The organism is Lysinibacillus sp. FW301-JW8 (assembly GCF_058788755.1).
On sequence record NZ_JBYTBB010000001.1, the window covers coordinates 151,325 to 163,935 of the forward strand.

Annotated in this window: 13 protein-coding genes; 2 read left to right on the forward strand and 11 right to left on the reverse strand. The window is 37.1% G+C overall.

All coding sequences use genetic code 11. The annotated features are described in order from the left end of the window. Positions 1 to 17 precede the first annotated feature (17 nt). From flgK to AC3WOM_RS00770, 10 genes are all read right to left on the reverse strand, one after another. The gene (gene flgK / locus AC3WOM_RS00725; protein ID WP_492444341.1) at positions 18 to 1,607 is read right to left on the reverse strand and encodes a flagellar hook-associated protein FlgK; all 1,590 of its coding nucleotides are present in this window, start codon (positions 1,605 to 1,607) and stop codon (positions 18 to 20) included. Positions 1,608 to 1,647: 40 nt separating this feature from the next. Beyond that, entirely contained in the window at positions 1,648 to 2,151 is a 504-nt protein-coding gene (locus tag AC3WOM_RS00730) for a flagellar protein FlgN (RefSeq protein ID WP_492444343.1), read from the reverse strand. Positions 2,152 to 2,176: 25 nt separating this feature from the next. Beyond that, complete coding sequence (flgM, locus tag AC3WOM_RS00735) at positions 2,177 to 2,437, reverse strand: flagellar biosynthesis anti-sigma factor FlgM (protein ID WP_492444345.1); 261 nt, start codon at positions 2,435 to 2,437, stop codon at positions 2,177 to 2,179. A gap of 121 nt (positions 2,438 to 2,558) precedes the next feature. Further along, positions 2,559 to 2,972 (reverse strand): TIGR03826 family flagellar region protein, encoded by a 414-nt coding sequence (locus AC3WOM_RS00740; RefSeq protein ID WP_492444347.1) that lies wholly within the window; start codon positions 2,970 to 2,972, stop codon positions 2,559 to 2,561. A gap of 84 nt (positions 2,973 to 3,056) precedes the next feature. Next, positions 3,057 to 3,647 (reverse strand): ComF family protein, encoded by a 591-nt coding sequence (locus tag AC3WOM_RS00745; protein ID WP_492444349.1) that lies wholly within the window; start codon positions 3,645 to 3,647, stop codon positions 3,057 to 3,059. Further along, complete coding sequence (locus AC3WOM_RS00750; RefSeq protein WP_492444351.1) at positions 3,644 to 5,011, reverse strand: ATP-dependent helicase ComFA; 1,368 nt, start codon at positions 5,009 to 5,011, stop codon at positions 3,644 to 3,646. Before AC3WOM_RS00750 ends, AC3WOM_RS00745 begins: the two co-directional genes overlap by 4 nt. A 258-nt stretch (positions 5,012 to 5,269) precedes the next feature. Then, positions 5,270 to 6,112: a DegV family protein gene (locus AC3WOM_RS00755; RefSeq protein WP_492444353.1), complete on the reverse strand. Its 843-nt coding sequence runs from the start codon at positions 6,110 to 6,112 to the stop codon at positions 5,270 to 5,272. A 246-nt stretch (positions 6,113 to 6,358) separates the two neighbouring features. Beyond that, positions 6,359 to 6,904, reverse strand: coding sequence for a nuclear transport factor 2 family protein (locus tag AC3WOM_RS00760; RefSeq protein ID WP_492444355.1), 546 nt, complete (start codon positions 6,902 to 6,904; stop codon positions 6,359 to 6,361). A gap of 254 nt (positions 6,905 to 7,158) precedes the next feature. Beyond that, positions 7,159 to 7,833 (reverse strand): response regulator transcription factor, encoded by a 675-nt coding sequence (locus tag AC3WOM_RS00765; RefSeq protein ID WP_054770182.1) that lies wholly within the window; start codon positions 7,831 to 7,833, stop codon positions 7,159 to 7,161. 36 nt (positions 7,834 to 7,869) lie between these two features. Further along, complete coding sequence (locus AC3WOM_RS00770) at positions 7,870 to 9,018, reverse strand: sensor histidine kinase (protein WP_427538868.1); 1,149 nt, start codon at positions 9,016 to 9,018, stop codon at positions 7,870 to 7,872. Between the two features lie 165 nt (positions 9,019 to 9,183). On the opposite strand from AC3WOM_RS00770, the gene AC3WOM_RS00775 reads away from it, so the two are divergent. Both AC3WOM_RS00775 and AC3WOM_RS00780 read left to right on the forward strand, forming a co-directional pair. Continuing rightward, positions 9,184 to 9,819, forward strand: a complete 636-nt coding sequence (locus AC3WOM_RS00775; protein ID WP_492444356.1) for a YigZ family protein — start codon at positions 9,184 to 9,186, stop codon at positions 9,817 to 9,819. A 147-nt stretch (positions 9,820 to 9,966) separates the two neighbouring features. Further along, complete coding sequence (locus AC3WOM_RS00780) at positions 9,967 to 11,028, forward strand: LCP family protein (protein ID WP_492444358.1); 1,062 nt, start codon at positions 9,967 to 9,969, stop codon at positions 11,026 to 11,028. 467 nt (positions 11,029 to 11,495) lie between these two features. Here the strand turns inward: AC3WOM_RS00780 and AC3WOM_RS00785 are convergent, their stop codons facing one another. Beyond that, complete coding sequence (locus AC3WOM_RS00785) at positions 11,496 to 12,575, reverse strand: glycosyltransferase family 4 protein (RefSeq protein WP_492444359.1); 1,080 nt, start codon at positions 12,573 to 12,575, stop codon at positions 11,496 to 11,498. Between the last annotated feature and the right edge of the window lie 36 nt (positions 12,576 to 12,611).

Here is a 12,611-nt window from a genome sequence, read left to right on the forward strand (position 1 = left end):
GATAAATCATTTATTTTTTATAGACCCACTCGGCCCATACCGTTAATAATTTTATCTAATGTTTCGTCAACAACAGTAATCATACGTGCATTAGCATTATACGCTTGTTGGAAAGTAATCATATTTGTCATTTCTTCATCTAATGAAACTGAGCTCACAGAATCACGACTATTTGATACAGTTAAACGTTGTGATTCAGAAGTTGCGGCTAGACGTAGTGCTTCTTCACCGTCTACACCAATTTTCCCAACAATTCCTTGGTAAAATGATTGCATCGTTGCATTTCCAATAGAGGCATACAATTTATGTTGCATATTAGCCAGCTCATATGCATGCTTACCGTCACCTTCTTGAGTTACCCCAGAGGATGCAGCTAAAAGATTAGGATTATTTTTAATAGCATCATTAAGTTTAATGCCGCCTGCACCCGTGCCTACAAAGAAGACTCCTCCATTAGTAGAGGCATTTATAATAGCTCCATTTGAATCTTTTTCCTCTAAAGTGTAGCCATTTCCATGTAAAGTGTTAAATTCTTGAATAAAGGCATTTGCTAACTGGTCTAGTTTTTCTAAAGTTTCAGGGTAGTAGCCCTTTATACCACTAGTACTTTGGTAACCATAGGAATTAATAAGGGATAGTAATTTTCCTTTAGAAGCTTCAAAATCCTGTTGTCTAACTGCCGCTTGGGAGCTAGTAACTGTTCCCGCTTCATGATCCTCTAATGATTCAATATCTGTTAATTGTAATTCTGAAAATACATTGGTTATGTCATCACCAGTGACATTAATCCCATTAGTTCCCATTGCAGTAAATTGAGCAAAATCTTTTCCATCTACTAAATTTCTGATAACACCATCAGTACCTTTAAACGTTATTTTTAAGCTACCCTCAGCAACCTCAGAAGCGAGACCACCAGAAGGAACACGTTCAATCGATACAGGTATGTACTCATTTAATTTATCTACTAATACATCACGAACATCATATAAATCATTTGGTACATGCCCATTTGGCTCTACTTCTTGAATTTGTTTATTAACGGCTGCAATTTGCTTTAGAATAGTGTTAATTTGTGTTGTAGAGACACCTAATTCTTTACCGAGATTACCTTGAATCGTTTTTAATTGTGTATCAATATAATTGAAGGATTCAGCTAAATGCTCCGCACGTCTAATTGCAACCCCGCGTGATGCCAGATCAGCTGGCTTATTACCAACATCCTCAAGACCTTTCCAAAACTGCTCAAATGCCTTGTCTAAACCAAATTCAGTTGGTTCGTTAATAATATCTTCCATTTGAGAGATGGCCTTTGTTCTTGATTCCCAATAGCCAAATTTATTCGTTTCTTGACGATATTGGCGATCAATAAATTCATCACGAATACGTTGAATTGATCCTGCTTCTACCCCTGTTCCAAGATGCCCTGGATAGATTGGCTGATTTAAACCTGCCGTTGGAAAGCCTGGAGTTGCCTGCATATTTACTCGTTGACGCGAGTATCCTAATGTGTTGGCATTGGAAATATTATGTCCAGTTGTATATAAAGCTGTTTGCTGTGTAAATAAACCACGTTTACTTGCCTCTAAGCCCATAAATGTTGAGCGCATTTCTTTTCCTCCTTTTAATAACCTCTATTTTCTAGAAAATTTACGCTTGTGAATCAAAATATGATTTTTTGCCCATTGTATTTGTGCCTCGTACCTCATTACCTGAGTAGTTAAATTGCTCTGGACGTGGGGGACGCACAGCATCTAGTGTAAGATTTACAATTTGCAATGATTGAAATACCAATTTTTGGTTGAGATCATTTTGTTTTTTTAAGTCATTGATGATATGCATTAAGCGATTGCGAACTGCTGTTAGTATGTCTTTTTCAGTCTGTTGCTCAGCAGCATCGATGACATCTGCGACAGTTGTTTTGTCAGTGGTAGCAAGTCCTTTTGCTCCAAGGTAGTCCGTTACCTGTTTCTGACGCTGTTGCTCGAGCTTATCGATTGCCGCTACATGGGCTTGCTCGTCCTTGAGCATTTGATCCAGTGCTTCGATATCGCCAGCTGTAATAATTTCCGTTTTTTTGTTAGCTAGTTCTAGCAAGCTTTTATGCATTCTTTCTAGCTTTGTTAATGTAGAACAAATCGCTTCTATAGACATTGCTAAACACCCTTTCTGTTATTCCCTAGAAACGATAATATTTCAGCATATCTTCTGCAACTTGACGAGCATTGACCTTATATTCGCCAGAAGCAATATCCTCCTTTAATTGTTGGACACGTTCAGCACGCTCAGTACTGTATGTTGAAATTCCTTGCATATTCTGTGCAGCCTTTGAAATTTCGATTTTATCCGCAAAGGATGCCTTGTTATCGCCTGATTTTACATTACGAATTTGATTTTTGTAGGCGTTTACTGCATTGATGCCATAAGATGTAATTTTCATTTTTTTACCTCCCATCTAAAAAGCTTATCTTCCTATTATTTCGGATTGTCTTGCATAATGTTAAGTTTTCAAACATAAAAAAGTGTGTTAATTTTGTTTGAAATTAACACACTTTCCACCTTTATCGTTTTCGTTCAGAGTGATATGTGACACGATCGCGCGTTTCTACACTATCACGAAATTCCTTAGCAGCCTCAAATGTTCGAAGCTCTGACTTCAGCTCATCCTGACATTTTGAACAAAGCTTGCCTTTCGTTGTAAGGTGTCCGCAATTATCACATGGGTAGCCTAAGTTAGGAAACATTGCTGGCTGTAAACGACCTTTGCGCACCCATTTATATAAGAGCTCTTCCTCGGCCCCTGTTGCCTCCACAATACGTTCCACTGTTGCGGCACGGTTTTCACGTTTACGTAAAAATCGATAAACGATTTGATAGAGCTCCTCTTCAGATTGAGCACATTTATGACATACTTCTCTGACACCTATATAATTAAAAAATTCATTACACTTTGGACAATTACGAACCTCTGCCATCTACTCTTCCTCCTCTGTATAAATAACAGTTATCTGCGATTTCTTCTATACTCGTTATCTATTATACATGATGCATTAGCATTTTCATCCATTAATTAATGTGAAGCATTGAACACTTTTAGCTCCCGCATTTATTAAAACCTCAGTAGCATGCTGTAAAGTTGTTCCTGTAGTTTTTATATCGTCAAAAAGAAGATATTCTTTATGCTCTACGTAAGCTCCATCCATTAGACAAAATAGCGGAGCCACCTGTATGCGTTCCTCTCTATTTTTGGCACTTTGCGTTTCGGTTGTAGTTTTTTCTAATAGTTGAATATATGGAATATTCGCTGCTTTCAATAGCTCTTCCATATGCGAAAAGGTACGCTCTTTTTGTTTGAAAGGGTGCATAGGAATTGGAATGATAGTGGCTTTTTCATGTTTGAAACGAGCATAAAGCTCCTGTCGAAATACTTTTGCCAGTGCGACATCCTGAAGGAATTTATACTGATGTAAATATTCCTTCATAGCATTATTATATTGATAAAGAGCCGTTGCTGATTGGGAATTTTCAAAGCGTGCCGAGCACTTTTCACATATAGTTGGTTGGAATTGCTTAGTTAAAAGAGTTGTCCATGAGATAGTATGCTGCAAAGGCTGTGCACATAATAAACAATGTGTGTCTATTTTATTCATTGAGAAAAGCCTTCCTTATTGCAAGCCAGAATTTTCGTTCGTGCATCATCCATTTCAACCGTAATCCCATGATGGAAAAATACAATATCTCCGTCTGCAAATTCAGCGTTTCGTCCAACCCGTCCAGCTATTTGTATAAGTGCACTAGAATTAAAAATGGTGGATTCTGCCCCAACGACCGCCACCTGCACATTCTTAATCGTAATTCCACGTTCTAGAATAGTGGTTGTCAGCAATCCTCTAACTTCTTCATTACGCAGTTTAAGTACCTTCTCTTTACGCTCAGGATCCTCAGCATGTACTGTGGTAATGCTGGCATCTAACGCCTGAAAAAGTGGTACAGCTACTTTCATTAACTCTACCTTTGGAAAGAATATTAGAAATGGCTCTTTTTGTACTAGACGCTCCTCAGTCCATTGTTTTAGTTTTGGTGGGATTTTCCCTCGTTTAAAGCATTTTTCATAGCGCCATAAAGAACGAAATCTTGGGACAGGTAACGGATAATTATGATAACGTTTTGGGATAAAGGAGTAACTGTTATTTTGATACTGATAAAGTAGCTTTTGAGAAGGTGTTGCAGTTACTAATACTACTGGGGTATCTTTCCTTTTAGCTTTTTTCACAGCTCTCTGTAAGGTTTCATCAAAAGTATATGGAAAAGCATCGGCCTCATCAACAATCATTACATCAAAGGCTCGCTCAAATCGATAAAGCTGATGTGTAGTTGCTAATATAAGTTGTGCATAGCCCTCCTGCTTCGGTGCCCCACCGTATAAGGCATGGATTATTGTGCTAGGGAAAGCCTTTTGAAAGCGAGGAAATAATTCTAGTACTACATCTGTTCGTGGTGTTGCAATGCATATACGCAAGCCTTGCTGTAATGCATAATGAACTGATGGGAAAAGTAGCTCAGTTTTTCCTGCACCACATACAGCTGCCAAAAGATGAGAGCGCTTTGCTCTTATGCTTTCTAGTATTTCATTTGCTGCTTGCTGTTGAAGCACTGTAAACTGACCAGCCCACTCTAATGGGTGCCTTTTTAATCTAATTGCACGAGGGCCTATCCAGATAAGCAGCTCTGTACAGCTACTCACTCTCCCCATATGAAGACAATGTCTACAATAAATACACGATTGCTCGCATTTTGAGCAATCAAACGTAGTAAATTGCCGAGGGTCTTGATTATGACAACGATTGCATTTTAAATGTGGCTCTTTTTGGATTCCTTCTATTATATGGAAGTAATTGCATTCGATGGTTCTTTCGATATCATCTTTTGTAAACGGTGAATGTTCCTTATGCCAAATACGTCCTTCATGAAAGTCCCTCAATGCAGGTGTTAATAACCAACCTCTATATTTCATTTTTTGCTCCTTTCAATACGAAATCAATTTCGCCTTGGCGTAATTGCGTCCGGATTTTGAATTGTGCCTACACAATTCATTCCTTTGAAAATCCGTGACATCCGCCAGATGCTTTATCTTCATTCAGTAGGTTTTTGGACACCCACTGAAAAGAAACCAAAACCGCATTCATCTCTCCACTGTAGAGGTGGGAATCTTCTGCTGAATGAAGATAAAAACAGCCCCTACAAATATCATGTAGAGACTGTTTCATCTAAGTTATTTTTTTGTCCAGCCCAGCCCCATAGAGCCCTCTCCTAAGTGCGTACCAATAACAGGACCGAAATAGCTTAATGTAAAGTTCACGTTTGGGTAGGTTGATGCTAATTGTGCTAGCCATTCTTCTGCCTCGGATTGGCAATTGCCATGAATCACAACCGCATCCATTGCTTGATGTTTCCTCGCATCCTCAGCTAATAGGTCCTCAGCACGTTTTAATGCCTTTTTACGTGTGCGAATTTTTTCAAAGGGGACAATAATCTTGTCCACGAAATGCAAAATAGGCTTTACTTGCAGTAAACCGCCAATTAATGCAGCTGCCGAAGATAGTCTTCCCCCACGCTGTAAGTGAGCCAAGTCATCTACAATGAAGTAAGCACGAGTATACTGCTTCATGTCCGCCAATGTAGCAAGTATTTCTTGTGCTGAAAAACCTTGTGCTGCCATTTCAGCTGCTCGTAATACATAAAAGCCCTGTACAGCACAAGATATTTCACTATCAAAAGTAAAAACATCAATGCCTTCCACCATATCTCCAGCTTGAACTGCGCCTTGATATGTCCCGCTAATACCACTCGATAAATGAATAGATATGACCGCATCATAATCTTTTGCTAGCTCTTCAAAGAGAGTGGCAAATTCTCCAATTGGAGGCTGTGTTGTTTTTGGGAATTCTTTTGCTCCACGCACCTTATCATAAAATTCAGATGCCGTGATATCCACTTCTTCAGCAAATAATTGCCCTGAGATATTGACACTTAACGGAATCATATGAATGTTTAAGCGCGCTCGTTCTTCAGGTGTAATATATGCAGTACTATCTGTTACGATTGCTGTCCTCATCCATGTCCACTCTCCTATTCTTCATAGTTTACAATAAAAAGAAATGAATGTGAAATGAATTACGGCCATACGTAAACTTGTCCAATTTTCGAATAGGAAACAAGATTTACTTTCCGTTATTCTAGATTTTTGCTAGAGAACTAGCATTCATTTCACATTCATTTTCTATGTATAGTCGATTCTTATTTAGAGGATATCTTCATCTGGTTCATTCTTATTTGAATAAAATGAAGATATTCCTCTTTGTTATTTACCAGTAGTTGATTTTGTGTCGTCACCGATATAAAAGACGCTCGTTACCTTCCAGCTTCCATCCTCTTTGACGAATACTGTTACTTGTTGACCTACACCCTCATGCTTTACTTTTGTTTTCAATTCAACTAAATGCACTGTCATATTTGTATGGATCTGTGCTTCTTCTTTACTATATTTTATAATTGTTGTATCTTTAACATCTCTTTTAACGTCAGACTGTTCAAAAACTTCTTTTGTGCGTTTTTTGTCTTCTTCATAATCGAAACCTTTTGGATTCTTTGAGATCGTTTGCATATAACGATCAAGGTCTTCTGCATTGAAAGCTGCAATATATTCATCAAACGCTGCTAATATTGCTTTTTCTTCATCAGAAGGAACATTTTGTGCCTTTGTTATTTTCCCATCATTCATTTCAAACCCAGCAGTACCTTCATCAATGATTTTCTGTCTTTCTTCCGCACTCATATCTTCATTTTTATTACCACAAGCAGTTAGTATCAATAAGGTAAAAACTGCTAGAATACTTTTCTTTAACATCCAAAAACCTCCCGCGCATATTGTAGCATATAAATGCCGTCGTAGGAATTTTGTTGTGCATTTTCAACATTTAGGTGCTACATCTTTCTTATGACGCTCATGATTTTAAAATGTTGCACCATTTAAATGTTCTCTTCAATCAAATTGTTACGCTTTTAATCAAGGAGTTCATATCATAAATAAAAAACTGCTTTAAAAACTACTAAAATGATTAAGTAATTTTTTAAAACAGCTTTTATAGTAAAGCTATGCAATTATCTTACTTCTACCCAGCCGTTTTTAATAGCAGTAACAACGGCTTGTGTACGGTCGTTAACATTCATTTTTTGTAATATGCTAGAAACATGGTTTTTAACTGTTTTTTCAGAGATAAACAGTGTTTCACCAATTGTACGGTTTGATTGACCATCCGTTAATAACTGCAATACCTCACATTCACGCTTTGTTAATAAGTGGAATGGACGACGAATTTCTGCTTGATGGAAGTTTCCTTTATTTTCATGCTCAGAAAGACGGCGGAATTCTGCTACTAAATTTTTAGTAACTTTCGGATGTAAATAAGAACCACCGTTTGCTACTACCTTAATCGCTTCAACGATTTCATCCGCATCCATCTCTTTTAGCATATAGCCAAGAGCACCTGATTTTAGTGCATGTGTTACATAAGTTTCATCATCATGAATAGAAAGCATAATAACCTTTGCATCAGGGAACTCATTAATTAATTCCGCTGTAGCCTCTACTCCATTTTTGCCTGGCATATTAATATCCATTAGTACAACATCTGGTTGGTTATCAGCATATAAGGACACCACATCCGTACCATCATCACCTTCTGCTACTACATCGAACGTATCTTCAAAATCTAAAATACGTTTTACTCCTTCACGGAATAGCTGGTGATCGTCTACAATAATAATCTTTGTCATTTGTCTTTACCCCCTAGATTTCTACAACAATTACTTTTATTCGACTTCTAACGGAATTTTAAATAGTACCGTAGTGCCGCGGTTTATTTCACTTTCAATTGAGATTGTACCATCCAGTATTTCGATACGCTCTCGCATTCCTAAAATCCCAAATGAATGGTCTTTCACTACTTGTGGGTCAAACCCCATACCATCATCTTTTACGACAATATTCACGGCATTTCTCAGCCACTCAAGTTTTACCCAAATATCCTTACATTTTCCGTGTTTCATAGCATTAGTGACACATTCCTGCACTAATCGGAAAATAGAGACTTCATAATTAGAAGGTATACGCTTTTCAGTGCTTCTCGATTGGAAATGAATTTCAACACCAGGATTGTATTCCGTCACTGTCGATAAATACTTTTTTAATGTAGGAACAATTCCCAGATCATCAAGTGCCATTGGTCTTAAATCATAGATGATACGTCGTACCTCGGATAATGCATTACGCACGGTTTTCTTTAAATCGGCAATTTCAGCCAAAGCATATTCAATACCCTTTTCGCGGTATGTTCTTTCAATTAAATCCGTACGCATTAATACATTTGCTAGCATTTGGGCAGGTCCATCATGAATTTCCCTCGATAAACGTTTACGCTCTTCTTCCTGTGCAGCGATAATACGTATACCAAAATCTTGCTTCATTTTTGCTTGCTCAAGCGCTAGTCCCACATTTTTTAAATCTGACGTTAAGTAATTCAAAACGACATTTACTTGATTGACAATATGATCTGCACGTTCTATCGTATCGAGTAAACCTCTTAATCTTCTCTCGAGATCATCTCTTTTATCACGGAGCTGCTTTTCTTGTGTTTTAATAACGGAGAGCTTTAATTGAAAATCATGCGCAGTTTCATATGCATCTCTAACTTGTTCTTCGGTATAATTATCAAAAGCTTTACTCACTAACACAAGTCTTTGCTTTGCAAGCTGTGTGCTTTTTTCTAAAGCATCGCCTTCATCAATGACAATTGAAATTTGTTTTCTAACAATTTCTAGCTCTCTCTGCATATCTTCAAAGCTTCTTCGGCTTTGTTCACTTATAATAAAGATATCATCTTTTGAGCTCATGATTGTTTCTAACATTCGATTAAATACGTCATCAAGCGACTTTAAATCGAAGGTATCATTTGAAAACATAGTGTACTCCCCAGTCTAATGTCTTATGATTACTTACTTTTTTAATAGACCAATTTCATATATTCTACAGTCTACACCTATTATAGCATCACAATGATAAAAATTAATGCTTTTTCTTCATGAAAATTATAGAATAAATCCCTAGATTAAAGGAGAATGTCACATATGAGAGAAAATTATCTAACTGTAAAAGGATATGGAGAAAGCGAAATAGTAATTTCTAAATCTCGCTTTCTTACTTATATAGAACGTGCAGAAACTGAAGAGGATGCAATTTCTTTTATTGATCGCATAAAAAAATTGCATCATAATGCGACTCATAATTGCTCTGCTTATCTAATTGGTGAGCATGATCATATTCAAAAGGCTAATGATGACGGGGAACCTAGTGGTACAGCTGGCGTCCCTATGTTAGAGGTCCTAAAGAAACAGGGCTTAAAGGATACAGTCGTTGTGGTCACACGTTACTTTGGTGGCATAAAACTTGGTGGCGGCGGTCTTATCCGCGCATATGGTAAAGCAACAACAGAAGGTTTACTGGCAGCACAAGTCGTTGAACGCAAACTTCACCATATTATGAAAATTGCCATTGACTATACTTGGCTGGGTAAAGTAGAAAACGAAATTCGAGGCTCTTCGTATACATTAGAAGAAATTCGATATTTGGAAGGCGTAGATATCATTGTATCTGTGCTAAAAGAAGAGGAAGAACAGTTCCGAAACTGGGTAACAGAAATGACAAACGGGCAGGCAAATATTTCTTTTGAAGAGACCCGATTTATTGAAATTGTTGTGAAATAAATAGTTTTAATTGTCGAAAGCTTAATATCCATAGTATAATTTTAATATTGAGCTATTTTATCAATCACACATTCTTTTAGGTAATTTGATAAAAACTTAGTTTCATCGCACTATTATTCCCAAAATTCAGAGGAGAATATACTAAATATGAAAAATAGAATAAATAAAAAAAACAAGAAGAGCTCTTCTAAAACTTCTTTAATTATAAAAGTAGCCCTTCTTCTTGTGGCCAGTTTATTAATTTGCGTTTCGGCTTATGGTGTTTATATTACAAAGCAAGCGGAGCACGCAGCAAACTCAGCACATGAAGAATTAGAAGGTCGAGAGGTTTCTGTAATGCGAGAAGAAAAAGTAGAGCCTGTACATGATAATGTGTCCATCTTGTTTGTCGGCGTTGATGATAGTGAAAATCGTGGTCAAGGCTCTGATAACTCTCGTTCCGATGCACTTATTTTAGCTACACTAAACAATAAAACAAAAACGATTAAAATGTTAAGCATTCCTCGCGATTCGTACGTTTATATCCCTAAAGTAGGCTATGAGGATAAAATTACTCATGCTCACGCATATGGTGGCACGTTGGCAACAATCGAAACGGTAGAAAAGCTATTAAATGTTCCAATCGATTATTACGTTCGTATGAACTTTAATGCATTTATCGATGTGGTGGATGCATTAGGTGGTATTGAAGCAGAAGTACCATATAAGCTACATGAAAAGGATGAATTCGATCGAAATTCTATTAATTTACAGCCAGGCTTACAGCATTTAAATGGAAGCCAAGCTCTAGCTCTAGCTAGAACACGTAAGCAGGATAGTGATATTGAACGTGGCAAACGTCAGCAAGAAATATTAACAGCCATTATCAATAAAGTTTCTTCTGTTAGCTCTATTACAAAATACGATGATGTTATTAGAGCACTTGGTGATAACATGAAGACCAATATGACATTTACTGAAATGAAGTCATTCCTATCCTATTTAACGCAAGGTATGCCACGTATTGATTCTTTAACATTAGATGGCTCTGATGATACGTCTACTGGTGTTTATTACTACCAATTAAATCAGCAATCGGTTGATGAAGTGTCTGAAATACTTAATAATCATCTTGATGTCAATAAAACATCCTCTAGCTTAACGAATAATGCTCATGATAAAGTGAACGCAGCTGGAGATGAAGCAACAGATAATAGAAACGCCCAATAACCAAGAGCCTTTCCACGAAAAATTTGTGGAAGGGCTTTTATATGTAATACTTTTGAGAAGACTTAAAATGTTTTGTGTCGTCTCAATTTTAACTAGCTATCTTGGGTTATGGAGATTTGAGTTTGGCAACCTGAGCGGTTTGAATCTATATCTGAGCAATTTTTTCCGTACCCGAGCTTCTTGATTCATTACCCGAGCAATTTTCTATTGGACCTGAGCAGTATTCTTAGCTACCTGAGCAATACCCCACCACACCCGAGCTTTATGTGTCGTCACCCGAGTGATTTTCACTTGAACCTGAGCACTTCTCCTCGTTAACTAGCAATTTTCACCCTCCATTGACTACCCTCTGTCCGATTTCATATCCAGAATCCCATCGTTCTTTGCACCACAAAATATCCCCTAAAAATATAATTCTAAACAAAAAAACAACCACACATAAAAATGTATGATTGCTTAATATTTTTTTATTTATTAAATATCCGAACAAAGTTCAGTAATGGTTTATAGTTTTTACCTGCTAGTCCAATGACTTCGACAAAGATTTCAATAGCCGTTAAAATTACAGCGACTAGTAAAATAGCGCCCCATACTTTTGCCATGGAGAAAATAATGGCTGCCAAACCAAACATCATTGCAATACCATAAATAATAAGCACTGTTTGGCGGTGTGTGAAGCCCATATCTAGTAAACGGTGATGTAAGTGTGACTTATCTGGATCAGACCATTTCTTCTTCATTCGTACACGACGAACAATTGCAAAGAACGTATCCGAAATTGGTACTCCTAATATAATTACTGGAATAATTAAAGCCACAAATGCGACATTTTTAAATCCAAGTAATGCCAGTACAGAAATCATAAATCCAAGGAACAGCGCCCCTGTGTCACCCATAAAGATTTTGGCAGGGTGGAAATTATAAAATAAAAAGCCGAATGATGCTACTGCTAATATAGCGGCAAGGACTAAAACAAACATATTGCTCATAATAAAGGCCATAATCGCTAATGTTATAAGGGCAATCGTTGAAACACCTGCAGCTAGACCGTCTAAGCCATCAATTAAATTAATAGCATTTGTAATGCCGACAATCCACAAGATTGTTAAAGGAATACTTAGTAATCCAAAATCTAATTCACCGACGAATGGTAAGTTAATTGTGTCAATTTGAATACCACCCACAAAAATAATGATAAGTGCTGCTGCAAGCTGACCTAGCATTTTGGCCTTTGCAGAAATCTCACGCATATCATCTATAACGCCTGTTGCAACAATAATACAAGCACCAATTATGATTGCCAATAAACTATAGTTACTAGCATTCCATGGTAGTACACCTTTTGAAGTTAAATAAGGATATAGTATGGCAACACCTATTAAAAAAGCAAGGAAAATTGCCAATCCGCCAAGTCTTGGCATAATTCGCGCATGGACTTTTCGATAGTTTGGTGCATCAACAGCACCTATTCTGAACGCTAATCGTTTAACTAGTGGAGTTAACAATATGGAAGCAACAAATGCTGCTATTAAAGACACGTAAATCATGTCTCTCCTCCTCAAAAAATAATCTACATTGGAATC